We start from the raw sequence: 22,573 nt of genomic DNA, 5'->3' as shown, positions 1-22,573 counted from the left end.
TATTAAGTGAGTTTATGCTTGAGCCCATTGCAGCTCAATGTATTTCGTACAGTCGTTTTTCATATCATCATACCCATCTAGTAAAATTGCTGAACCTCCTTTTTTCACTACTTCTTTTACTATTTTATAAGTTTCTTGGGCTGCATCAGGACCTAGTCCAACTAAATCAAAAATAATATTATTTGTATTTGAAAGAGTAGTATACAATGATAATAGCCGTCTCGGGATGCCTGTAAGAGTATTGACTTTTATTTTTTTATTTATCGATTCCGTCTCATAAATTTTTGAGGCATAAGGACTGGCAGGATTTGCATTATTTTTTAAATATTTTCCCACAGTCACAGGATAAAAAATATCTCTAAACTTTGATTCTCTGAAATGTTCAGCAAAAGTCATTTTTTTGTGGATAATAGCACTTTCATGGTGTATCTTACCACAAAATATATCTTTAAGAAACATTTCTGTTTCATAAAAGTGTGCTCCATTGAAAAGGTTTATAATAATAATCTCCCCTGCATTTAGTGTAAATGGGGGAACGTAGAATAGGTCTGTTTTTATTCCTTTGTTTTCTATGAGCATTTGGATGTTTTTTGTGAGTCCCAATCTGCAAATCCATCCAGTTTTAAATACAATTCTTTAAAATCATCCGGAAACTGAAAGTCAATAATTTGTTCGGTTATTTTAATGGATTCTGATGTTGCAGGAGGACTCAGTTTTATATTTTCACGGGTCCATTTCTCTTTAATTTTATCGATCCGGAGGTGTATCATTTTACAATGTTATATTAGCGGAAGTACCTTATTTTTTTTCATTCAAATATAAGTAATCTCCTTTAATCAATGATTTGGAAAACCCTTTCATTCTCACATGTAAGATCGAAGGTATCGGAGGAGTTGGGTGTCAACAGTTTTTTATTTCCAATTTCTACGAGTCACAATTTCCTTCGCAACTTCATCTACTTCTTCAAGCCTCTCATTTTTTGTTGGAGAAGCAGCAATCCGAATTATTTCATTTTTGATAACAGGACTTTCAGTGATAGGGCCAAAAATAGTAATAATTCAATATTTCCATACTTCATCTTCGTTGCTTTTTACAATGGCAAGTAACTCTGTTGTCATTTTATCATGGATACTTTCTAAGTATTCTGAAACAGGTTTTGCCACGGGCCAGTTCAAATCTTGCAGCCATTCAAGTAATTTCGGAATAATTTCTTTGAGATCCTCGTAGGAATAGTTTTTTAGTTTTTCAGCTGTAGATAAATCACCTTTATTTTTTGGAATTAAATCTTGAATATTTTCAATCATTTTTAGCTGTTTTTAGTGTGTGGTTGTCAGTGAGGAGCTTTAAAAAAAATATCCGCCCACTAATTTTACAAATACCTCTCTGTCTCCGATTTGATATATCGTCAATATACTTCCGTCTGAAAGTTGTTTCATTTTTTGACTAAATTCGGCTCTGGGGCCAGATTTCGCTAATTTATCAAGCTGTTGCAAAACTTCTCCAGGTGTTAAAACACAAATTGCTGTTTCTTCACTTTTTCCATCCCCACTTTTTTCTATCGTTTGAATGATCGCATCTTTTTGCTTAGAGCATAGTTTTTCTTTTTGTTTTTCGTCGAGTGCCCGGTAAATATTCATCATATCGTCTAATAAATTTTTATTGAGAGGATTGATAGCATATTTTGATTCTGCTTCAGAGACCATTTTTTCTGCTTTACTTTTGGACAATCTTTTTTGAGCTGGTTTCCAAAACGTGCCGGATTCACTGTTGTAATTTCCAATGGTGTAATCAATTTTCACGAATTTACTTCCGTAATACAATTGGTTCATTTGCTCCTGTGTCAATTCAGAAGGGGTTACTTTGAATACATCCAGAAGTTTATAAAAATTTTCCTGTGGATTTTCGGTGACATTCTTTTTGATCAGATCCGTATTTATTTGTGCATAGAAGACCTGAAAAATTAAAACTAAAAGACCTGAAATAATATTTTTTCTCATTGTTTTTTTATTTGAATTCAAAAATTGTTTGTATAACCTTATATTATATCAACACAGTAAGGTATAATGTTTTTAGTGTTCAGCGTTTTTAAATTCCGAATTTACTTTCCACAATCTATATTCTACAGTCCATTTTTCAGGGATATAGAATGGAATCGCATAATAGCCGGTATATTCTCTGAAAATATTCTGAGAACTTAAAACTTTCTTTTTTACTTTTTTGGTTTTATCACAATCAGATTTGTTATTATTTAATGAAATAATATCTACTGGGAGTTCTTTGGGCAATACGTAATAAGGAAATCTATATGGTGGAATGGCATATTTTTCTTCTAAGTTTTTGATATTAAAACCAAAATCTGTAATTGTTGAGCATTCAGAAACTTCTATTTCCATTGCAAATTTTATTTCAACTTTATAGTCTTTGTAGTTCTCAATTTTTGGGAGTTGAAGATCCACTCTTTTCATCCCTTTTTCAGGACCCGGATAATCGGGTTTTTCTTGTGAATAAATATTGAACGAATATAAAATAGAAAAGAATAAAATTATATTTTTCATAGTAAGGGGGGATTATTGAATAACATTTGTTTTTCTTCTTTCATGACTGTAAGTTTCATTATTTTTCAAAAGTATTTGTCAGCATTGTTTTTATTCTCTGTCAATTTTGGTTTCAATACTTCAGTTATACAAGAGTATTATTTGAAACAGAGTTAAAAAAAGAAGGGGTTTATGATTATCTGAAAATTTTAATCTGTTGCAAAACCCCTTTCTCATCTTTATAACTAAAAATATAAGTTCCGCGCTGTACTCTTGATAAATCTATCATTTTATTATAATAGGCAAAACCCTTGTTGATCTGCTTGCCATCTGTGGAATAAACAGTGTATTCAAATTGATTGCTGTTATTTTTATTACTGATGACAAAACCGTCTCTGGATGTATTTGTATAGACCTTTGTCTTGTATACAGGATCTTCAGGGGGTGTATTGGTTGCGAGTACACTATCGCTGATATCTGCTACCTGTATACTTTTAATAGCTGAGCTGGTGAGAGACGTTGTACTTCCCCCGATGATGTATAGTTTATCGTTATATATTTCCGCTGCTGCGTGTCTTCTGGGAATCATGTTGGAGGATAACGGATGGAATTTATTGGTGGTTGTATCAAAATAGGCCAGAAAAGTTTGATTATTATAGCCCCCTGCAATAAAGATCTTATTACCGGATACGGCTAATGAGTGTCCGGATATACCGGAAGGCATCGTATATTGATCGGTCCAGAGATTCGTATTGAGGTCGTAAACATTGATCAGGCGGGATGAGGTACCGTTAAAACCACCAATGACATAAAGCTTATCATTCACAATTTTGCCCTTCGCTTCTCTGGCTGTGGGCATATCGGGTAACGGATGCCATGTATCGGAAGCAATATCATAATACTGGAATCTATTAGAAAATAAAGTGCTTTTGGCTCCGTTTAATCCACTGCCGCCGAACACATATATTTTGCCGTTATAGATGGCAGAGCCTGCATTTCCTGTATAGGAACGATTAACAGCTCCTTTCGTTATGGTATTGGTGGCAAGGTCTACAATTTCAAGATGGCTATTTCCCCAACCGTTAAAAATATACATTTTATTATTGTAAGTCTCTGAATTAGCAAATTTCTTGGTCAGTAGAGTAGAATTGAGAACACTCCATTTGTTATCCGTAATATTATATTTCTCAATATAATTGGCATTACCGCCCTTGTCCTGATATCCATTACTCACATAGATATTATCATCCACGATGACACTGTTTGTGGCGCCTCTGCCTATAGACATATTGGCGAGGTTTTTAAATTGAAGGGTTTGTGCATGGGCTAGCAGTGAACCCAAAAATGAAAGGATTAATAATTTTGTTTTCAAGGATGTTAGTATTAGTGTTTATTTTTATTTGATTTTCTTTCAGTGATTCAGGTTTATTTTTTTATACCGGACTTCAAGATAATAATCGTGGTTTAAAGATAGGAAAAAGTTGAAGAGGTTCTTTCGGTTCATATAAGGATATTTTTTTCGTCCAGAATATATCCAAAACTATATCCACCTTTTTTAGATCATTGCTATTCAGTCTTCTTTGGTTAGATGCAGTTGAATGAAACCGTCTTTAAGGTTATATTCTTTATGTTTAAATTTTGAATTCAGTTCACTGCTGTTTCCCAAAACACCGCCAACTCCTGTGATGAGTGGATGAATATTAAAATAAATGTCCGTTACCAAATCTTTGTCTATAAAGGCATTAAAAGCACCTGTTCCACCACCAATTGCCACTTCGTGCAAGCCTTTTTCTGACATATATTCAATAGCTTCTTCGGGGCTTTTAACAGTCTTATAGTCTTTTGATACGTAAGGTTTTTCAGAGAGTATTACGATTTCTATTCCACTGAAATGGTCTTTGACTTCCTGTGGGAAGGCTAAAAAATTTTCAAAGGTTTTCAAGCCTATGACAAGGTTCCCCATCTTTTTTGCGAATGCTAAATAAAACCCCATCGCTTCCGGGGGCAGCTGATGATGTGGATGATCGGATAATAATACTTTACCATTAGCTGAAATGTTTGCAATTACTGTTACTTTCATTTTAATTTTTTTTACAGTATAAAATTATCTGAAAGAAACTTTACCTTTACTATCCCTTACCTTTTGGAAAGTAACTATTGCATGAGTACTAAAAAAAATGACATCAGTAAAGAACAAATATTGGCTCTTAAAGATGCCATTGAATTATTGGGCGGCAAGTGGAAATTCTGTATTCTTCATAATTTGTATAATCACAAAACAATGCGGTTTAAAGATCTGCAGGAAACAGCTTTGGGAATAAGTCCAAAAGTTCTGTCCAAAGAGCTGCAGGAACTGGAAGATAATTTACTGATCACCCGAACGGTTAATAACACCAAACCTGTTACCGTTTCGTATGCGCTTACCACGCATGCCAAAGAAACTGAAGATGTTGTCAATGCCTTAATTAATTTTGGTTTGAAGCATAGAAGGAAGATAAAGGAGAAGTAATTGTATATAATTAAGAGGTAATAGTATTATAAATTCTAATAATGTAATCTAAAAGCCAGAGGCACATGATATAATCGTGCGGTAGCGACGACGCTTAGCGGTTGTCTATTTTTTTATTTCAAATAAGTTTGTTCAAGAAGTTCAACGGATTCCGTTTCAGTTAATGGATTCTTCTTATCTGTATTATTGGTTAGATTGAATGAAATCAGATTGTTGTTTCTAACGGCATATAGTAAATATGAAGTCTTGTCCTTACTAACATCCTGAGATTTATCTTTTAGGATAATTTTCCAGATAATATAATTTTTTTCTTCGTTTCGCTTTACTTCGGAAACTTCAGCTTTCACTCCGGTTGAAGAGGCCCAGTAATCATATTCCCATTGGTAAAATGCATTCAGCAATTCTTTTTCCGTTATACCTTCTTTATAAAATTCAAATTTTTCAGGTTTTCTTACTGAAATCAGCAAATTTATCTTTTCGTCTTTATTGCTTAAGTGAAATTGTCCGGATTGTTTCAGTTGATTTTTATATTCCCATTTTCCCGGAATTTCAAATAACTCTCCATTGATTTGAAAAGGAGTCTTCTTTTGGGCAAATGAAGAGGAGGAAACCAGAAAAAGAATGAAGATTGAAAAAAGTTTAATGTTTAATTTCATTTTGATAACAGTATGTTGAGTGTTTAGTAAGGCCCAAATTTACATATTGTACCGATATAAAGTATATACTATAATGATAATGTTGATTTGAGCCCGGAATTTCCACTTTTATTTCTTCCTTCTCCTTTCGAGAAGGAGATACGCTGCATCCAGCATTTTGATAAGATGAATGTATGGGTTTACCATATTCCTTTCCGGTAGCTTGTCATAGATGCCCATTGAGAAATAAACCATTCCGGAAATAAAATAATCAAATTCCTTAACGCTGTATTCTTTGAAAGCTTTTTTAAAGACCAACAGAGGATTTTGGTATTCTTTCTCCGTAAGTAAGCCAAGAGCCAACGGTGAAACATCTTCCAACTGAGTATTGGCTGTATATTTCTTTTCCTTCAGCATGATGAAGTAGCCTGCACGGACAAATGACCGCATTGCCTGATGAAAATGATAAATGACGGACGGATCTTCTTTTATCCAGCTATTTCTTTTAAGGGCATAGCTCATAATGGTGTTTAAAAGCTCTTTGGATGCTGTCAGGTCATTGAGCTGAAAAAATGTTTCCATCTGCTGTAACTCGTAATGCTTCTTCCGGCCTTTCCCAAGCCGGGTTTGAAAGTCTGTTCTGTTTTTTTGCATGAGTGTGTATTTTTTGTTGTACGATTTTACCCGGCAGCAAAGAAGTAAGCCCTGCAATGCCTGAGCTTCCTGTCTATACAAGCCGAATGAATAGGATAAAATTTGTGTTTTTCTAAAAGCCCGAAAGCCGCAATGGATTGTACACCCCATTGTACCGTATCATGATACTTTATGTAGTAAAGCAGGCTTAGAAAAAGATGATTGTAGAAAAGCAGAACAGCATGAAAATAAAAACGGCATGAGACTCTACAATATCCGATCTGAGGTACTGGTATACCCTGCAACAGATAAGAGAGCCCACGCCTAGGTCGTGAGCTTCCTGCTTATCATCTCGTTGCTTTAAAGTACCAGTTTTCAGATCGAGATCCTAAGCAATAGCTTCTATATTTCTTTGAAGTATCGCAAAGCTACATTTATTGTAGCTTATTGTACAAATATAATATAATTTTTGAAATGTAGGTTAATTCAACTACATTTTTTTATTGTAAACTTTCCAAATTGCTTTGATAATGGTATTGCAATGGATAGAATTGAATTTCGAATCGCTTTTGGGAAAAGAGTTGAAAAATTTAGAAAGAAGATGGGATTAAGCTATCGAGAGTTAGCTCAGAAATGTGATGTTGACCATAGTAATATCAGTAAAATTGAAAAAGGAGAAGTTGATTTAAGGATTTCAACAATACAAGAATTAGCTAAAGGTTTAGAAGTTCATCCTCAAGAATTATTTGATTTTAAAATAGAATAAAAAATAAAGCTCTGAAGTCTGAAGATTTCGGAGCTTAGTTTTTTAATTGGCTTTATTGGCTCAAAGACTTTGCGGAGCTGGGAGGGGGAGTTTTTTATTAGCTCCAAAGGTGGAAACTTTACGTAATAATATTTAATCAAGAAATCTTTTCTGCTATTAGTCTAATATTTTCCATCGAAAAGCTTGTGGTTTCTATTTCTGTAGGTAATATTTCAGTAATTTCATCTAACTGATCATCTGTCTCATATGAATCTTCAATGTCATTTTCAATAAATGTATTATCTTCAATATAATATTCGAAATTATCTAAAAAGGTATTGAAATTATTATTTGTAGCCTCATACCATATTTCATTTTCTTTAAATCTACTAGCCCTCCTTTTATAATTTGTTTTTATATCTATACGATAAATACTAAAGTTATATTTTCTTATAAGAGCTTGCCAAAACTCTTTTGACCCTGGACTTGAGTGTTGACTGTCTGATAAAATTTTATATCCTAATTCATATACCAAAATCTGAAAAAGGTATGTTAAAAAACCATGTTTCTGTAATTTAGAATATGTTCCTTTAATTTCAAAATATTCAATATCATGATATAATTTGAAATTTCCGTGAATAACTGAAAGTAAGTCTTGTTGGTTTTTGTCAATAAGTTTGATGGATAATTTATCTGTAGAAATTTTAATTGCTTCAAATCTTTTTGAAGGTATCGTGTTTGGTGTAAAATCATCAAAAAATTTATTATGTGATAGTTGAATTATATATTCAATATCAATAACCTCCCCTTTTTTAATTATTGGCATTAAAATTTATATTATTTAGAATCTTGCATAACTCTCAAATATACAAAACATGTTAATTGTGTCTCTGAATTAATTATAAATCAGTCAAGAATTTTTTTCATAATTTCAATTGCTTCTGCACGTGGCTCCTCAAAATTCTCAAATCTTTTTCTAAAAAAATAGAATAATGCATTACTGTACATTGGAAAACTAATAAAAATATATTGAGTGGGTAAATGGAAGAATTCAAAATGAGGCTCTTTAGTACTGAAGATTACTAAAGAATTCAATCTTGATGATTTATCTTTAATACTGATGTTACGTTGGGTAAACTTAATATTACTCAATGCTTTAAAAGGATTCATTTCCCAAAAGTGATTCATCCAAGAAACCGGAAGTGTTCCAAAATCAGAGAATGGTCCATTGGCATATTTTATATATTTTAATCTAGTAGAAAACACTTGAAGTTTATACTCCAAAATCTCAAGCCATCGGATAATATTTGCTAAATCATTATTGTCATAATATTCATTTTTTTCAAGATTTTCTAATATATATATAATTTTTTTTTCGATCTCTGCTAAAATTGAATTGTTGCAATTTTCACATGCAGGTATGACGCTTTTTATATAAGAAATTGATTGCTGATTTACTTTTATTTCGAATCCAATATTTGTTTTATTTTGAAATAACCATTTTGGGAGAACATGTTCTTTTGTTAATTTCTTTTGTACCTTACAAAAGACACAAATCTCTGAACCTACATTTAATGTTGCTGGATGAAACCTGTAAAAAACATCTTCAGCAATTTCAGATCCATGTTTCCTGAAATTTACTCTAAGAGGAACGAATAATGAATTTATTTTTTTTGACATTTTATAATGAAGACAATATCATAATAGATTTAGCTAATTTAAAATATTATCATAAAATTCTATTACGGGAAACCACAAAAAAACCGTTCCACAAAAGCAAAACGGTTTATATATTAAATTGTCTTAGCTTACGCTACTACATCATTCCTGGCATTCCACCACCCATTGGCATAGCTGTTTCGTCTTTTTTCACTTCAGTGATTACACATTCAGTTGTTAAAAGCATTCCGGATACAGAAGCTGCGTTTTCAAGTTTTCAAGGGTAATTCTTGTTACGGTTCTATTATCCGAAGTTTCCTGACTTTGGATTTCTTGTTTTGTTTGGCAAAGTCGAAAAACTTTTTGGAGTGGAGAAATAGAAGTACAAATGTTAGATTTTGTACAAAAGTTCAATCGAAGAAATACCGTTGAACTTTGCAGTTTCGCCCCACTATCGCAAAACCCTTGTTAGCTGCAGCCCTTTTTTAGATTTAGTGATATAAAAATTTGCCAAGTCAAGACTATGATTATATGTGGTATTATTGTAGCAAAATCGGAAAATTCATATAACATTTTGTCGTACGCAAAATTGTAATAAGAAAAATCAATCAAAGGATACAAGAAAAAGAGTAGACTTAAATAGATTGAATTTTTTTTTAAGTCAGTTTTGCATTTAAATGTTTTGTTATAATTTAATATTGTTAAAAAGCCACCTAACAAAAAGGCACAAAATATTGACATCCAATATGTGAATTGATCTTCCGAAATCCTTAAAAAAAAGAATTTTGTAAAGAATGATATTATCAAAAATCCTAAAAACCATTCCGATATTATATACCAAATTTGTTTTCTTTCAAATATTTTGAGTTTGTTGGAAGTAATAATTGCAAAATTTAAACACGATAATGATAAAAAAAGATTCAATATAATTACACAAATTTTTGGTGAATCAATAAGTTTGTAAAAGCAATAGAACAAAACAAAATTGAAAGCAATTAAGTACAAAATTTTTATTGTTTTACAATTATTCATTTAATGCAGAATTTTCAAATAGGGTTGCAGCTAACGTCCAAATATACGTATTGCGCAAATATCACATATATATTATTGAGCTTATTTCATATGTGTATTGTACAATTGCTTGTTAAACAGCGGTTTATTTTTAGTTGTTTTTGGATAAACGCAATAGTAAATAATAAATGATAAACAAAGGAGTTATCTACAAAATAAAAAACCGCTCTACAAAAGCAGAGCGGTTTATATATTAAATTTGTCTTAGCAATTTGCTACTACATCATTCCTGGCATTCCACCACCCATTGGCATAGCTGGTTCAGCGCTCTTTACTTCAGTGATAACACATTCAGTGGTAAGAAGCATTCCAGATACAGAAGCTGCATTTTCAAGGGCAACTCTTGTTACTTTAGTTGGGTCAATGATTCCTGCTTCAAGCATGTGTACATACTCGTCAGTTTTCGCGTTGTATCCGAAGTCTCCTGAACCTTCTGCTACTTTAGCAACGATTACAGAACCTTCACCACCTGCGTTAGCAACGATTTGTCTTAATGGCTCTTCGATCGCTCTTTTTACGATTTTGATCCCTGTAGTTTCGTCAGAATTGATTCCTGTAAGGTTTTCCAAAGCAGAGATTGCTCTTACTAAAGCAACACCTCCACCAGCTACGATACCTTCTTCAACTGCTGCTCTTGTAGCGTGAAGTGCATCGTCAACTCTGTCTTTTTTCTCTTTCATTTCAACTTCAGAAGCAGCACCTACATAAAGTACAGCAACACCACCAGCTAACTTAGCTAATCTTTCCTGAAGTTTTTCTTTATCATAATCAGAAGTAGATGTTTCCATCTGAGCTTTGATCTGCGCTACTCTTCCTTTGATTTTAGCTTCGTCACCACCACCGTTTACAACCGTTGTGTTGTCTTTGTCGATCGTTACTTTCTCAGCAGTACCAAGCATATCTAAAGAGATGTTTTCCATAGTGAAACCTTGCTCTTCAGAGATCACTTGTCCGCCTGTAAGGATCGCGATATCTTCTAACATTGCTTTTCTTCTGTCTCCGAATCCTGGAGCTTTTACAGCAGCAATTTTAAGAGAACCTCTTAGTTTGTTCACCACCAAAGTAGCTAAAGCTTCTCCTTCAACTTCTTCAGAGATAATCAATAAAGACTTACCACCTTGTGCGATTGGCTCAAGAACGGGTAATAATTCTTTCATTGAAGAGATTTTTTTCTCTACTAAAAGGATATATGGATTTTCTAGTTCAGTTAACATTTTCTCAGGGTTAGTCACGAAGTAAGGTGACTGGTATCCTCTGTCGAACTGCATACCTTCTACAACGTCTACTGTTGTATCGATACCTTTAGCTTCTTCTACAGTGATTACTCCTTCTTTACCTACTTTTCCGAAAGCTTCAGCGATCAAAGCACCGATCGTTTCGTCATTGTTAGCAGATACGGAAGCCACTTGCTTTACCATTTCTGTAGAATCTCCAACAGTTTGAGACTGTGCTTTAAGGTTTTCAACAACTGCAGTTACTGCTTTGTCGATTCCTCTTTTTAAGTCCATTGGGTTAGCACCAGCAGCTACATTCTTAAGACCTTCTCTTACGATAGCCTGAGCCAAAACAGTAGCGGTAGTAGTACCGTCTCCTGCGATATCATTAGTTTTGGAAGCCACTTCTTTTACCATCTGCGCTCCCATATTTTCTACTCTGTCTTCAAGTTCGATTTCTTTTGCAACAGAAACACCGTCCTTAGTTACATGAGGAGCACCGAAAGATTTTTCGATAACTACGTTTCTTCCTTTAGGACCTAAAGTTACTTTTACTGCATTAGCCAATGCATCTACTCCTCTCTTTAGAGCGTCTCTTGATTCAATATCGAATTTTATTTCTTTTGCCATTTTTGATTAGATATTAGATGTTAGATGTCAGATATTAGACAACTAACAAAAGTTTTTTAATTTGATTTTTTTAATCTTAAATCTGATGTCTGTGATCTTAAATCTTAGCCAATAATTCCTAATAAATCAGCTTCTCTTACGATTAAATAATCTTTACCTTCCAGCTTCAATTCAGCACCTGAATATTTTCCATAAAGAACTTTGTCCCCTACCTGAACAGTTGTAGGCTCATCTTTTTTACCAGGACCTACTGCCACTACAGTACCTTCTTGCGGCTTTTCCTTTGCAGTGTCCGGGATGATAATACCTGAAGCTGTTTTAGTTTCTGCAGCGATAGGTTCTACTAGAACTCTGTCTGCTAATGGTTTAAAGTTTACTGACATAATATGTTTATTTATTAATTATTTCTGCTTAATATTTCTCTAAATGTATGCCATGAGAGGGAGATGGCTGAAATGGCAGACTTTTGTATCTGAATGTGAAAATTTGGCAGAAAAAAGAAAAAGCCGGAAACTTTCCGACTTTTATGATTGTTATGAGAGGATTGAACTATGGGCAATACTGTCCCGGTCCGATCCAAAGGATACATTGCCCTTTGTAATTGTATTCACAACAAAAGCGCCCAGCTGCTCCTCCATTGATAGATTTTTGAGCATCTCTGCTTAATAATTTAGCATTTTTCATAGTAATAATTTTTTGTGTGTACGATTCCTGAATATTTTATAGTCAATCAGGTTTTTTGACATTGGTGTTTTGTGTGTTATATCAAACAAAGATAAATATTTTTCCTTAATATGTGATATATTTCAATCTTATTTTTTTGAATAATATTTTGATTTTCAGTTGATAAAGGTGTTGGGCTTATTTAATAAATTCCAGTGACATTTTTCTTCCCGCCATATCCATTTCCTGTTTTACGATTTTTCTGGTTTCAGGATCAATAAAATATATGGTGGTTGTGGTCTTGTTACTGATATCATCAGTTGTTTTTACTGTCCAAACTGGTTTCCCATTGTATTCCGTTTTTTTAACATCCAGTACGTAAGCTTTGATGACTCCATTTTTGCTGGCTTTTGGATTATAATCGAAAATATAAATTTCAGAAGAATAGTTTTCTTGTAAAGGCAAAAATCTTATCAGCATGGGATAGCTGCTGCTGTCAAAATAATTCGCCGCATCTGTTTCAATTAGATCTTTTTTCTGAGACTTTTTATCCAGGTAATATCCGGTTACCTTATTTTTCCCGAATCTAAGAACCATATCTCTCATAGAATTGTAGGAAGAATGATAGTGTGGAGAAAAATCAGCCTTTTTTACAATGGCTGAATCTATCCATTTAGCGTCCGGAGCTTGCTTCATTTTTACAGTAGTTTTGATAAGAAGGTCTGTTTTGTTTAGCTTTTTAAGCTCCGTAATAATGCTTCCGATTTCTGTTTTTGAACCTGCATTTTCAACATACCATATTGCTTCGGAAGTTTCATCTTTTATCAGTTTTGAATCAATACCGGAATGGGCCGGGGTAAGAAGTTTCTGGGAAAATAAATGGGTACTGCTTATCAGTAAAAGAAAAATAAATATTCTCATAGTTTTTACCCAATAAGTACTATTGGTTTTCAAAAAGTTACAGGAAAACTATGAAGGTTTTTTTGAAAATAAAAAGAATCCTTAAGATTGAGTTTTGTCTTTCTGCTGCTGATTCAGTTTTGAAATAATAGCAGCCGAAACCGAAATGCCTATGAAATTGGTTACTGATCTCGCCTCATTCATAAAACGGTCTACACTATACAATAATGCCAGATCTGTAACCGGAATTTTTCCGAATCTGCTTAGGGTAAACATGAGTGCCAGAAAACCTGATCCCGGAACACCGGATGCCGTTTTTGAAGCTAGTGAAATAATGATGAAAAGCCAGAAATAATCCTGTGTTGTAAGAGGAATATTATACAACTGAACCAGGAAAATACATGAAATAGAAAGATAAATACAGGCTCCTGCCAGATTAAAATTATACCCGAGCGGGATGACAAACCGCAGAATTTTCAGATCATATCCCTGAGATTCCATTTTTTCAAAGATCATGGGGAAAGCTGTTTTGGAAGAAGAAGTAGCTACCACAAGGATAATCTCTTCTTTAATGCTGATTAAAAAATCCCAGAGATTGATTTTGAACAAGTGTGTTACAGGTCCCAGAATTCCAAAAATAAAAACAAGACAGGCAAGATACACTGTGGCTACCACTTTGCTTAATGGCAGCAAAGTATTAATTCCATACACTGAGATTCCGTAAGCGATATTACAGAAGATAACGATGGGAAGGAAAATGTATACATACTTTATCAGTTTAAAGAACAGGTCTTTACCCTCATCTAAAATGCGGAGCAGTTTATTTTTTCCTTTAGACAGGCCTATAGCTATCCCGGCAGAGATGGATAATAAAAGAAAAAGTACATAATTACTGAGATAAAGCGGATTGGTTGAATAGCTTAAAAAACGTTTCGGTAAACTTTTATTAACCATTGAAAGAGATATTTCCGTATTCACTCCCGGTTTTAAAAGAAGACCAAATCCAATTCCCAATGCAATGCTTACCGAAGTGATGATCAGGAAATAAATAATCATCTGTAACGTAATTTTAAAAGCATTTTCAATACTGAAAATATAGCTTACCCCATACGTCACAGCGATGAAGATCACCGGAACAATAAGGACCTCAAGAAGCATAAAAAAATAATGACTCACTTTTTCCAGCGGCCGCCCGATTTCAGGAAAGTAATAGCCTGCCAATGCTCCACAGATAATTGCTGTGAATACATAGAGACTAAGATTTCTCAAATAGGAGTCTGTAAATGTTTTTTGCCTGGATTGAGCTGTCATTATAGATTAAGATGAGAATACGAATTTATAAATATAATCTTATATAATGTGAAGTACCAACGCTGCCAGTAACATAACAATAGAAGATCCTATCGCCCATTTCAGGGTAAACTTTAAATGATCTGAAAATTCAACTCCGGCTAAAGAGACCAGTAAATAGGTAGAGGGAACCAATGGACTTAACAAATGGGAAGCCTGACCCACAAGGCTGGCCCGTCCCAAAATATCGGGAGGAATACCCATCTGATGACCTGTAGCGGTGATCACGGGTAATATTCCGAAATAATAAGCATCATTAGTTAAGAAAAAGGTGAGAGGCACACTGAATATAGCCGTGATGACATTAAGATAGCTTCCCCAGTCTTTCGGAACAATACCAATGATGCTGTTTCCCATAGAATTCATAATTCCTGTTCCGTTAAGAATTCCGGTGAAAATCCCCGCACCAAAGATCATTCCCGCTACAGACAGCGCATTCCCGGAATGTTTTGCAATAATTTTCTGCTGATCTTTAAGTTTTGGATAATTGATGACGGAAGCAATACAAAACGCAATCATAAAAGCAATTCCAAGAGGAATAATGTCAAGTATCATCACACAGAGAAGCACAACAGTAAGGATCAGATTGACAATAAGCAGCTTCGGTCGGCGCAATGCCGGATCATTTTCTCCTACAATATCCTGTTGGCTGTATTTTGTGTATTTTCCGTGCTTACTGATTCTTTTTCTCTCTTTTACCCCAAGGATATAAGCCACTATAAATACCCATACAATACCGATCAGCATAACCGGAATCATCGGGACAAATATTTCAGTATGTCCAAGTTTCAGTGAACTCATTACCCGGGCCGTAGGACCACCCCAAGGTAAAATATTCATAATTCCTCCGGCAAGCATGATGATGCAGGTAAGGACCAGGGGATTCATTCCTTGTTTTTTATAAAGAGGCAGCATGGCTGCTACCACAATAATATAAGTAGAAGACCCATCACCATCTAACGAAACCAACGTGGTAAGGAGTGCAGTTCCGATCGTTGTTTTTACCGGATCATCTCCAACGGCTTTTAAAATGGCGTTCACAAGCGGTTCAAAAAGTCCGGTATCAATCATTAAGCTGAAATAAAGGATGGCAAAGATCAGCATGACTCCCGTAAGAGCAATTTCTTTTACTCCATCTTTCATCATTTTCCCCAGTTCCGGTCCAAAACCTGCTATTGCAGCAATGAGGACAGGAACGAGCACAAGGGCGGTAAGAGGAGTCATTTTTTTATTCATGATGAGCACCATGAATATAAAAATCATTAAAAAGCCAAGAAATGTAAGCATAGTATGTTATCTGTTAATGATATGATTATTTTTGTTTTTTTCTCCAGTCAAAAGTGTTTCTGAAACCTATGAATCCATAGTTACTGGTCTTTCGGGTTTCCAACTGATTGATAAAAGCGATTTCCAGTGCCGAATTTTTTCCGGTTTTGATCCCAAGACCGGCAGTGATACGGTTGCTGTCGAAAGGTTCTTCTTTTTCAATATTCATTCTTATTTCATTTTTAAGAATGCCATAGAGTTTTTCTTTTTCCCCTTTTTTGTTGAAAGGAATTCTGACCGAGATCAGATACCGGAGCCTAACCTGGAATTCATCCGGATTGCTGAGAAAACGCTCTTCTACTCTCAGACGGTTAGATATTGACGTTCTGCCGATAAAATACTCGGCTGTTACTTGCTGAAAGGGTCTTTTCTCATATCGTATTTTTTTAGAATCATCCGCATTGTATGACTCAAGGACCAGAAACATCGCCCCTGCAGCAGGTCTTATATTTTCTGCCACTTCATAGTCTACATAGGCATTGACAAGAAAAAGCCTGGTGTCATAAGCCAGATCAAAAGAACGGTACTGTGTAAGTGCGGTTAAGGTACTTTTATCGGTAATCTTTGCCGACATCAGGTACTGAAACCACATATTATAATTATCCTTACTCTGACTATATAAAAGTCCATTCAATAAGAGTAATGATAAAAGAAGTGTTGATTTTATATTAAGTTTCATGTAATATTTGATTAACATTGCAGTTTCTCAAATATATTTATTAGGAAGAGCAGACCTGGATTTTTTCAATCAATGACCGTTTTTCTCAACGAACTGCATTTTGAGATAAAAAGATATTATATTTGGTAAAGCTGAAAATAAGGCTCGAAGTATGTTTTTAATCATAAATTTTATTATTATATTATTGATTATAAGGGTTTTATTTAGTGGTAAGATTCTGGAAAGCCTTATGAAGTACCGCTGGAAATTTTTATTGAGGTTTCAGCATATTTTTTTCTTTTTTATCTTCATTCTGATTACTTATTTCACCGAAAACTACTTCCTGAATGGTTTTGAATTAATCTGGAGTATTATTTTGAACGTATTTTTGAATGTCGGGATCTATTATCTGGTATACTACTATTTTGTACCTTATTTCTATCTATCCAACAAATATCCGGAGTTTATCCTGTATGCATTGATTGCCTTTTTGGTTTCCAGCCTTTTCAGGATTCTTTGGGAACCGGCAGTTTTTAGCATGAATTTTACTAAAGAAGGGTATTACGTAGGTTTCCTGTATAATGTGTATATCTCTCAGGGAATTGTGATTCTTGTTGCCTCGTTTTTAGGAATTACAAAAGATAAATTTCTTATAGAGCAGGATGTGATCAATCTTGGAGAAGAAAAAGAACAGCTTTATCTGGATTTATTGAAATCCAAACTGAATCCACATTTTTTACTCAATACCCTTAATAATATGTATGCCAACAGCTTTACGCATACTGAAAAGACGTCCGATTCTATTTTGCAGCTGAGTAAGCTATTACAATATATTATCTATGACAGCGGAAAAGAAAAAATAAGTGTTGCTCAGGAGCTTTCTTCGTTAAAAGCGCTTGCAGATCTCTATCAGTTAAAATACAATAACCTGCTTACTATCACTTTAAACCTTCAGGATCAGGAAGAGTTTGATATTGCAGAAATTCCGCCTTCTATACTCCTTACATTGTTTGAAAATGCTTTGAAACATTCTGCTATAGGAGAAGAGGAGAGAAGTTTTATCAATCTGTCCTGTACCATAGAAGGTTCAGAATTGTGGTTTGAAATCACCAACTCTATAGCTGCTTATCAGGCTCGTCAGGTAGAAACAGGTTACCACGGATTGGGAAATGATGCAGTTCTTCATATATTAGAAAAATGGTATGCCGGCAAATTTGAATTCCTTTCAGGACCGGAAGAAAATAATCACTATAAAATTGTTTTAAAAATTAAAATAAATGGCTAATCTGACTGTAGTAAATGTTGATGATGAATACCCTGCTTTACAGCTTGTCAAGCAATATTGTGCCCAGCTGGAAGATGTAGAGCTGCTGGGATCATTTCAGGATCCGGAAGAAGCCTTGATTTTTCTTAAAGCAAACAAAGTTGATCTGGTTGTTTTTGATATCAATATGCCTAAAATAAATGGAGTAGAGCTTTTACAACAGCTTCCCGATCCACCACTGTGTATTTTCCTTACCCTGGAATCAAAATATGCAGTGAAAGCATTTGAATTGGATGTTGTTCATTATCTTATAAAACCAGTAGATTTTGATACCTTTAAAAAAGCTGTCAATAAGGCAAAGGATTTTTTTCAATTTAAAAACCCAGCGAATAACCGTCATCAGGAAGACTATATTATGTTCAAATCGAACTATGTGATGAATAAGGTGTTTCTCAAAGATATTCTGTGGATACAAGGATTCGGAGAGTATATTGTGCTGATGACTCCATTGAAAAAGTATATGATCCTTGAAAGAATGTCCAATTTTGAAGAAAAATTTCAGCATTTTGGATTTATCAGAATTCATAAATCCTATATTGTGTTATCAGACCATATCAATTCCTATGATTCCGGGAATGTGTATCTGAAAAATGGAGAGCATCTTCCGCTGGGAAGAACCTATAAAAAGAATGTAAGAGAACATTTAAGTTAAAATAAAAAAGCCGGAAATTTCCGGCTCTATTCTGCATTGTTATGAGATGATCATACTAAGGACAATGTTGTCCCGGCCCGATCCATAAAGTACATTTTCCGTTATCATCACGTTCGCAGCACACAAGTCTGGCAGAGACAATTCCACCTTTGACCGCTTTTTGAGCATTTCTGCTCAGTAATTTGGCATTTTTCATAAGTAATATTTTGATTTTTATAAAGCCTGAACATTTAAAGTCAATCAGGTTTTTGACATTTGGTGTTTATGGTTTTTTAAAGATAATACTTTTTATATCAGCTTGTTGTGTTTTGTGTAGATGAAATGCGGATATTGGTATTGGGATAGATTTTATTGTTATCCAATCTTTTTCAGGAATGAAGAATAACACAATGGATAGGATCGAATAATAATTAGAAATCCCGGGTGGGAAAATTTAAATTGGAGAAAGTATTATTCTGTTTTTCTGAGTTCCGATAAAATACTCGGGAGTGTATTAATTCCCCAATGTTCCACATATTTTCCATTTTTTAGACGTACAATATCTATCACATCAATTTTAACCTGCTTGCCTGTAGGCTTTATTCCCATAAGAACTCCTGTATGGGTTCCAATGATTGCTTTTCTTGTTGTTACCTTATCCTCTTCGGCAATCTGATCATAGATCTCTACGGCCAGGTCGGGAAATGCAGGTTTTAAAATATTGAAAAATGTATTCCACATTCCATTACCATCGTTGCTGTCAGGTGGTGCTGTCCTGTTAATAAAATCATCATCCAAAAGTTGTCTGAACGAGTCTAAATTACATTGCTCAATGACTTCTTTGTTGAAGCGTCTCACGGTTTCTTTATTTTTTTCTAAACTGTTCATAGGTCTATTTTTGGGTTTTGTAAAGTGATATCAATCAATTTATAGTGTTTATAATGGATGGAGATTTTGGGGTGTTATTGAGTTTGAAGCTCATAATCTATTGTAATGGGGATACTATTTAAACATAAAAAACTGCCCGTAGACAGTTTTTTTTATGTTATGATTTCTTACCTGCAGCCTGCATCGGATTTACTTTGCCGTTGGCGCCGCCTCTTACAGAACCTGCTTCCTGTTTTTGTTTAAAAAGCTGGAATTTTGAAGTTTCCGTACCGGATCCGGCACTGCTCCAGAAATTATTTGTAGTATCAATATCCGCGGTTTCTCGCATTGGATCAAGCTGAATTGATTTCAGTTTCTTATCAAAATAATACGTTTTGGAAACCTTTTGTTCATTCAGCCTCCAGATCTGAGCTGCGGATTTGTCATATAATTTTGAACCATCTTCAAAAGTAAACTCAAGGATAATAGGCATTACCAGTCCGCCTTTGTTCACAAAGTCAATTTGATAGGCTGTAATATTTTTAAATTGACTTTTATCCTTAGCATCCAAAGGAAGACCTGCTTCTGTTTTAATAGCGTATTCCTTATTATTGTCAACCTTTTCCTGCCCTCTGTCATATCTGTAATAGAAATCCTGGGCATCTTTGTCTCCGTCCACATAGAATTTGATATTCTTGTCTTCTCTGTTTCTGATCTTCGAAAGGTCTTCAAAACTGTTTACCAAAGGTTTTTCAACCTGATATTTTACTTCTGCAGCAGCTTTTGGATCCGTTTCCAGATTAGGAACCGCTACTGTTACTTTATCAATGGCAATATCTACAGGATCTGTACCATAGAACCAGCCTCTCCAGAACCAGTCAAGATCTTCACCGCTGGCATCTTCCATTGTACGGAATAAATCGGCAGGTTCAGGATGTTTAAAAGCCCATCTTTTAGCATAGGTTTTAAATGCTTTGTCGAAAAGTTCCCTTCCCATGATCGTTTCACGAAGAATATTTAGCCCTGTGGCAGGTTTTGAATAAGCATTGGGTCCATACTGAACAATATTTTCAGAGTTACTCATGATAGGTTCCAGCTGGTCTTTCGGAAGTTTCATATAATCTACGATCGTCCATGCCGGTCCTCTTTTCGAAGGGAATTTATTATCCCATTTTTCTTCTGTAAGGTATTCTGTAAAGGTATTCAGACCTTCATCCATCCAGGCCCACTGTCTTTCATCAGAATTGATGATCATCGGGAAGAAGTTGTGTCCCACTTCATGAATAATCACGCCGAGCATTCCATTTTTGGTTCCTTCAGAATACGTTCCGTCTTTTTCAGTTCTTCCGAAATTGAAGCAGATCATTGGATATTCCATTCCATTGGCAGCCTCTACAGACTGAGCCACCGGATAGGGATAAGGAATTGTAAATTCTGAATAGGTTTTAACGGTATGGGCAACTGCTTTTGTGGAAAACTTTCTGTAAAGACCATAAGACTCCTTTGGATAGAAGCTCATTGCCATTACTTTATTATTGTTTTCAGGAATCGTTACGCGCATTCCGTCCCAGACAAATTTTCTGGAAGAAGTCCATGCAAAGTCACGAACATCTTTCGCTTCAAAAACCCAGGTTTTTCTTTGCTTTGAATGATTTTTTTCTGCTTTTTTAGCTTCATCCAATGTTACAATTTCGATGGGCTCAGAGGCATTCTCAGCTTTTCTATATCTTGATAATTGATCAGATGTTAATACCTGATCATAATTTTTACATTCTCCGGTTCCGCCCACAATATGGTCGGATGGTACATTCATGGTTACCTTAAAATCTCCAAATACTAAGGCAAATTCACCTCTTCCGGTAAACTGATGGTTCTGCCATCCCTGAAAGTCGCTGTATACACACATTCTTGGATACCATTGTGCCATAGTATACAGATCATTACCATCTTCCGGGAAGTTCTCATATCCTCCACGGCCTCCCATTTTCATCCTGTTGGAGATATTGTAGTTCCAGTCTACTTTGAAAACGAACTTTTCTCCCTTTTTCAGAACTTTAGGAAGATCAATACGCATCATGGTTTTGTTGACGGTATATTTCAGAGGATTACCAGAAGCATCTGTTACTTTTTCAAGACTGACTCCATAACCATTATCTTTTACCGGCAGCTCAGAAACTTTGAGCTGTTGATCAGTCGTTGAAGGGCGCAGAACAGATGAATTATCATATCCGGCATTTCTGATACTTGAATGCTCGTTTTCATCAAGCTGCAACCATATATAATCCAGGTCATCAGGAGAATTGTTGTAATAGGTTACTGTTTCTGAACCTTTCAAATTTCTTTTATCCTCATCCAGATAAGCGGAAATGTTGTAATCGGCTCTGTTTTGCCAGTATCCGTGTCCGGGAGCTCCGGAAGCTGTTCTGTAAATGTTGGGTGTAGGAAGAATAGTTCCCAGCTGCTCAAATTTATTGCCGTGGTTGCTGCCTGGGTTATTCTGAATATTTTGTGCGGTGAAACCTGTATATGCGAATACAGAAAGTGAAAATATAGCAACTTTTAGTTTCATAACCGAAATGATTTATTAATGATCAAAGATAATAATTAGCTGCTGAAATAATAAAAATATTTAACTTTTAAAAAGGAATTCTTTCCAAAGTCATTTTTAAGGATAAAGCAAATACTCCGGAAGAGACAAACAGAATCCAGTCTTTTTTATTTACCTTAAAAACGTTCAGCAGAATAAATAAAGTGACTAGAATACCAAGAACAATTACAATCTGTCCTAGTTCCAGCCCGATATTGAATCCAAGAAGAGGGAGAGCAATGCTCTGGCTTTTCGCAATCATTATTCTGGCTGTATTAGCGAATCCCATTCCATGGACAAGACCAAAAATCAATGCCAGATAGTAATTGGCGCGCATCAAGGTTTGCTTCTGGTTCTTCATGATAATATTATCCAAAGAAGTCACAACGATAGTCAAGGGAATTAAAAACTCAACCCAATCTGAGGGAACCCTGAAAACATCCAATATACTCAATGCTAATGTAATGGAATGCCCGATTGTAAATGCGGTGACAAGTATCAATATTTTCTTCCAGTCACTGTATGAATACACGGCGATCAAAGCCAGAACAAAGAGCTGGTGATCTAAGGCGTCCAAAGAGATAATATGTTCCCATCCAAGGTTTAAATAAAAAAGAAAATCCTGCATTATAATGAT

Annotated in this window: 26 protein-coding genes; 4 read left to right on the top strand and 22 right to left on the bottom strand. The window is 34.8% G+C overall.

The features are described 5' to 3' along the window. Positions 1–12: 12 nt before the first annotated feature. The 7 genes from AC07UM_RS08715 to AC07UM_RS08685 form a co-directional block, all read right to left on the bottom strand. On the bottom strand, positions 13–579 hold the full coding sequence (locus tag AC07UM_RS08715) for a hypothetical protein (RefSeq protein ID WP_494682098.1): 567 nt from the start codon (positions 577–579) through the stop codon (positions 13–15). Then, positions 570–770, bottom strand: a complete 201-nt coding sequence (locus AC07UM_RS08710) for a hypothetical protein (RefSeq protein ID WP_494682097.1) — start codon at positions 768–770, stop codon at positions 570–572. Before AC07UM_RS08710 ends, AC07UM_RS08715 begins: the two co-directional genes overlap by 10 nt. Positions 771–1,058: 288 nt before the next feature. Continuing rightward, a complete protein-coding gene (locus AC07UM_RS08705) occupies positions 1,059–1,304 on the bottom strand; it encodes a DUF5071 domain-containing protein (protein WP_494682096.1) in 246 nt (81 codons plus the stop codon). 39 nt (positions 1,305–1,343) lie between these two features. Next, complete coding sequence (locus AC07UM_RS08700) at positions 1,344–1,997, bottom strand: DUF4919 domain-containing protein (RefSeq protein WP_494682095.1); 654 nt, start codon at positions 1,995–1,997, stop codon at positions 1,344–1,346. Between the two features lie 72 nt (positions 1,998–2,069). Beyond that, positions 2,070–2,555, bottom strand: a complete 486-nt coding sequence (locus AC07UM_RS08695; RefSeq protein ID WP_494682094.1) for an ecotin family protein — start codon at positions 2,553–2,555, stop codon at positions 2,070–2,072. 175 nt (positions 2,556–2,730) lie between these two features. Beyond that, positions 2,731–3,906, bottom strand: coding sequence for a Kelch repeat-containing protein (locus AC07UM_RS08690; RefSeq protein WP_494682093.1), 1,176 nt, complete (start codon positions 3,904–3,906; stop codon positions 2,731–2,733). Between the two features lie 198 nt (positions 3,907–4,104). Continuing rightward, complete coding sequence (locus AC07UM_RS08685; RefSeq protein WP_494682092.1) at positions 4,105–4,614, bottom strand: dihydrofolate reductase family protein; 510 nt, start codon at positions 4,612–4,614, stop codon at positions 4,105–4,107. An 81-nt stretch (positions 4,615–4,695) separates the two neighbouring features. Here AC07UM_RS08685 and AC07UM_RS08680 point away from each other — a divergent pair, with 81 nt between their 5' ends. Further along, positions 4,696–5,043: a winged helix-turn-helix transcriptional regulator gene (locus AC07UM_RS08680; protein WP_494682091.1), complete on the top strand. Its 348-nt coding sequence runs from the start codon at positions 4,696–4,698 to the stop codon at positions 5,041–5,043. A gap of 113 nt (positions 5,044–5,156) precedes the next feature. On the opposite strand, the gene AC07UM_RS08675 is transcribed toward AC07UM_RS08680, so the two are convergent. Both AC07UM_RS08675 and AC07UM_RS08670 read right to left on the bottom strand, forming a co-directional pair. Next, positions 5,157–5,699: a hypothetical protein gene (locus AC07UM_RS08675; RefSeq protein WP_494682090.1), complete on the bottom strand. Its 543-nt coding sequence runs from the start codon at positions 5,697–5,699 to the stop codon at positions 5,157–5,159. A gap of 108 nt (positions 5,700–5,807) precedes the next feature. Beyond that, entirely contained in the window at positions 5,808–6,332 is a 525-nt protein-coding gene (locus tag AC07UM_RS08670) for a hypothetical protein (RefSeq protein WP_494682089.1), read from the bottom strand. Between the two features lie 520 nt (positions 6,333–6,852). On the opposite strand from AC07UM_RS08670, the gene AC07UM_RS08665 reads away from it, so the two are divergent. Next, a complete protein-coding gene (locus AC07UM_RS08665) occupies positions 6,853–7,077 on the top strand; it encodes a helix-turn-helix domain-containing protein (protein WP_068944690.1) in 225 nt (74 codons plus the stop codon). 136 nt (positions 7,078–7,213) lie between these two features. Here the strand turns inward: AC07UM_RS08665 and AC07UM_RS08660 are convergent, their stop codons facing one another. From AC07UM_RS08660 to AC07UM_RS08620, 9 genes are all read right to left on the bottom strand, one after another. Then, positions 7,214–7,882, bottom strand: coding sequence for a hypothetical protein (locus tag AC07UM_RS08660; protein WP_494682088.1), 669 nt, complete (start codon positions 7,880–7,882; stop codon positions 7,214–7,216). 80 nt (positions 7,883–7,962) lie between these two features. After that, positions 7,963–8,736 (bottom strand): hypothetical protein, encoded by a 774-nt coding sequence (locus tag AC07UM_RS08655; protein WP_494682087.1) that lies wholly within the window; start codon positions 8,734–8,736, stop codon positions 7,963–7,965. Between the two features lie 1,268 nt (positions 8,737–10,004). Next, complete coding sequence (gene groL, locus AC07UM_RS08650; protein WP_103232534.1) at positions 10,005–11,630, bottom strand: chaperonin GroEL; 1,626 nt, start codon at positions 11,628–11,630, stop codon at positions 10,005–10,007. A 104-nt stretch (positions 11,631–11,734) separates the two neighbouring features. Further along, the gene (locus AC07UM_RS08645; protein ID WP_034696138.1) at positions 11,735–12,013 is read right to left on the bottom strand and encodes a co-chaperone GroES; all 279 of its coding nucleotides are present in this window, start codon (positions 12,011–12,013) and stop codon (positions 11,735–11,737) included. 166 nt (positions 12,014–12,179) lie between these two features. Next, on the bottom strand, positions 12,180–12,314 hold the full coding sequence (locus AC07UM_RS08640) for a hypothetical protein (RefSeq protein WP_262484685.1): 135 nt from the start codon (positions 12,312–12,314) through the stop codon (positions 12,180–12,182). 177 nt (positions 12,315–12,491) lie between these two features. Continuing rightward, positions 12,492–13,214, bottom strand: a complete 723-nt coding sequence (locus AC07UM_RS08635) for a DUF3108 domain-containing protein (RefSeq protein ID WP_494682086.1) — start codon at positions 13,212–13,214, stop codon at positions 12,492–12,494. Between the two features lie 81 nt (positions 13,215–13,295). Further along, positions 13,296–14,504, bottom strand: coding sequence for a dicarboxylate/amino acid:cation symporter (locus AC07UM_RS08630; RefSeq protein WP_494682085.1), 1,209 nt, complete (start codon positions 14,502–14,504; stop codon positions 13,296–13,298). 39 nt (positions 14,505–14,543) lie between these two features. Next, positions 14,544–15,830 carry a CitMHS family transporter gene (locus AC07UM_RS08625; RefSeq protein WP_494682084.1) on the bottom strand — a complete coding sequence of 429 codons (1,287 nt, stop codon included), beginning with the start codon at positions 15,828–15,830 and terminating at the stop codon, positions 14,544–14,546. 25 nt (positions 15,831–15,855) lie between these two features. Next, positions 15,856–16,548, bottom strand: a complete 693-nt coding sequence (locus AC07UM_RS08620) for a DUF2490 domain-containing protein (RefSeq protein ID WP_494682083.1) — start codon at positions 16,546–16,548, stop codon at positions 15,856–15,858. Between the two features lie 151 nt (positions 16,549–16,699). On the opposite strand from AC07UM_RS08620, the gene AC07UM_RS08615 reads away from it, so the two are divergent. Further along, positions 16,700–17,812, top strand: a complete 1,113-nt coding sequence (locus AC07UM_RS08615; protein WP_494682082.1) for a sensor histidine kinase — start codon at positions 16,700–16,702, stop codon at positions 17,810–17,812. Next, on the top strand, positions 17,805–18,503 hold the full coding sequence (locus tag AC07UM_RS08610; RefSeq protein ID WP_494682081.1) for a LytR/AlgR family response regulator transcription factor: 699 nt from the start codon (positions 17,805–17,807) through the stop codon (positions 18,501–18,503). Before AC07UM_RS08615 ends, AC07UM_RS08610 begins: the two co-directional genes overlap by 8 nt. A gap of 55 nt (positions 18,504–18,558) precedes the next feature. On the opposite strand, the gene AC07UM_RS08605 is transcribed toward AC07UM_RS08610, so the two are convergent. The 4 genes from AC07UM_RS08605 to AC07UM_RS08590 form a co-directional block, all read right to left on the bottom strand. Further along, positions 18,559–18,699, bottom strand: a complete 141-nt coding sequence (locus AC07UM_RS08605; RefSeq protein ID WP_494682080.1) for a hypothetical protein — start codon at positions 18,697–18,699, stop codon at positions 18,559–18,561. 254 nt (positions 18,700–18,953) lie between these two features. Continuing rightward, positions 18,954–19,370 (bottom strand): ester cyclase, encoded by a 417-nt coding sequence (locus AC07UM_RS08600; RefSeq protein ID WP_494682079.1) that lies wholly within the window; start codon positions 19,368–19,370, stop codon positions 18,954–18,956. 157 nt (positions 19,371–19,527) lie between these two features. Further along, positions 19,528–21,918 (bottom strand): M1 family metallopeptidase, encoded by a 2,391-nt coding sequence (locus tag AC07UM_RS08595; RefSeq protein WP_494682078.1) that lies wholly within the window; start codon positions 21,916–21,918, stop codon positions 19,528–19,530. Positions 21,919–21,985: 67 nt separating this feature from the next. Next, positions 21,986–22,564, bottom strand: a complete 579-nt coding sequence (locus tag AC07UM_RS08590) for a HupE/UreJ family protein (protein ID WP_494682077.1) — start codon at positions 22,562–22,564, stop codon at positions 21,986–21,988. Positions 22,565–22,573 lie beyond the last annotated feature (9 nt).

The sequence above is a fragment of the Chryseobacterium sp. GW821-FHT04C04 genome (assembly GCF_059420365.1).
The sequence above is the reverse complement of the archived record's forward strand: the minus strand, read 5'-3'. Positions and strand labels throughout refer to the sequence as shown.

Coding starts and splice junctions, on each gene's coding strand:
- AC07UM_RS08625 (WP_494682084.1), bottom strand. CDS start 15,830: ATGCTTACATTTCTTGGCTTTTTAATGATTTTTATATTCATGGTGCTC.
- AC07UM_RS08640 (WP_262484685.1), bottom strand. CDS start 12,314: ATGAAAAATGCTAAATTATTAAGCAGAGATGCTCAAAAATCTATCAAT.
- AC07UM_RS08660 (WP_494682088.1), bottom strand. CDS start 7,882: ATGCCAATAATTAAAAAAGGGGAGGTTATTGATATTGAATATATAATT.
- AC07UM_RS08615 (WP_494682082.1), top strand. CDS start 16,700: ATGTTTTTAATCATAAATTTTATTATTATATTATTGATTATAAGGGTT.
- AC07UM_RS08700 (WP_494682095.1), bottom strand. CDS start 1,997: ATGAGAAAAAATATTATTTCAGGTCTTTTAGTTTTAATTTTTCAGGTC.
- AC07UM_RS08695 (WP_494682094.1), bottom strand. CDS start 2,555: ATGAAAAATATAATTTTATTCTTTTCTATTTTATATTCGTTCAATATT.
- AC07UM_RS08670 (WP_494682089.1), bottom strand. CDS start 6,332: ATGCAAAAAAACAGAACAGACTTTCAAACCCGGCTTGGGAAAGGCCGG.
- AC07UM_RS08705 (WP_494682096.1), bottom strand. CDS start 1,304: ATGATTGAAAATATTCAAGATTTAATTCCAAAAAATAAAGGTGATTTA.
- AC07UM_RS08655 (WP_494682087.1), bottom strand. CDS start 8,736: ATGTCAAAAAAAATAAATTCATTATTCGTTCCTCTTAGAGTAAATTTC.
- AC07UM_RS08665 (WP_068944690.1), top strand. CDS start 6,853: ATGGATAGAATTGAATTTCGAATCGCTTTTGGGAAAAGAGTTGAAAAA.
- AC07UM_RS08645 (WP_034696138.1), bottom strand. CDS start 12,013: ATGTCAGTAAACTTTAAACCATTAGCAGACAGAGTTCTAGTAGAACCT.
- groL (WP_103232534.1), bottom strand. CDS start 11,630: ATGGCAAAAGAAATAAAATTCGATATTGAATCAAGAGACGCTCTAAAG.
- AC07UM_RS08635 (WP_494682086.1), bottom strand. CDS start 13,214: ATGAGAATATTTATTTTTCTTTTACTGATAAGCAGTACCCATTTATTT.
- AC07UM_RS08620 (WP_494682083.1), bottom strand. CDS start 16,548: ATGAAACTTAATATAAAATCAACACTTCTTTTATCATTACTCTTATTG.
- AC07UM_RS08710 (WP_494682097.1), bottom strand. CDS start 770: ATGATACACCTCCGGATCGATAAAATTAAAGAGAAATGGACCCGTGAA.
- AC07UM_RS08680 (WP_494682091.1), top strand. CDS start 4,696: ATGAGTACTAAAAAAAATGACATCAGTAAAGAACAAATATTGGCTCTT.
- AC07UM_RS08630 (WP_494682085.1), bottom strand. CDS start 14,504: ATGACAGCTCAATCCAGGCAAAAAACATTTACAGACTCCTATTTGAGA.
- AC07UM_RS08610 (WP_494682081.1), top strand. CDS start 17,805: ATGGCTAATCTGACTGTAGTAAATGTTGATGATGAATACCCTGCTTTA.
- AC07UM_RS08605 (WP_494682080.1), bottom strand. CDS start 18,699: ATGAAAAATGCCAAATTACTGAGCAGAAATGCTCAAAAAGCGGTCAAA.
- AC07UM_RS08715 (WP_494682098.1), bottom strand. CDS start 579: ATGCTCATAGAAAACAAAGGAATAAAAACAGACCTATTCTACGTTCCC.
- AC07UM_RS08590 (WP_494682077.1), bottom strand. CDS start 22,564: ATGCAGGATTTTCTTTTTTATTTAAACCTTGGATGGGAACATATTATC.
- AC07UM_RS08595 (WP_494682078.1), bottom strand. CDS start 21,918: ATGAAACTAAAAGTTGCTATATTTTCACTTTCTGTATTCGCATATACA.
- AC07UM_RS08675 (WP_494682090.1), bottom strand. CDS start 5,699: ATGAAATTAAACATTAAACTTTTTTCAATCTTCATTCTTTTTCTGGTT.
- AC07UM_RS08685 (WP_494682092.1), bottom strand. CDS start 4,614: ATGAAAGTAACAGTAATTGCAAACATTTCAGCTAATGGTAAAGTATTA.
- AC07UM_RS08600 (WP_494682079.1), bottom strand. CDS start 19,370: ATGAACAGTTTAGAAAAAAATAAAGAAACCGTGAGACGCTTCAACAAA.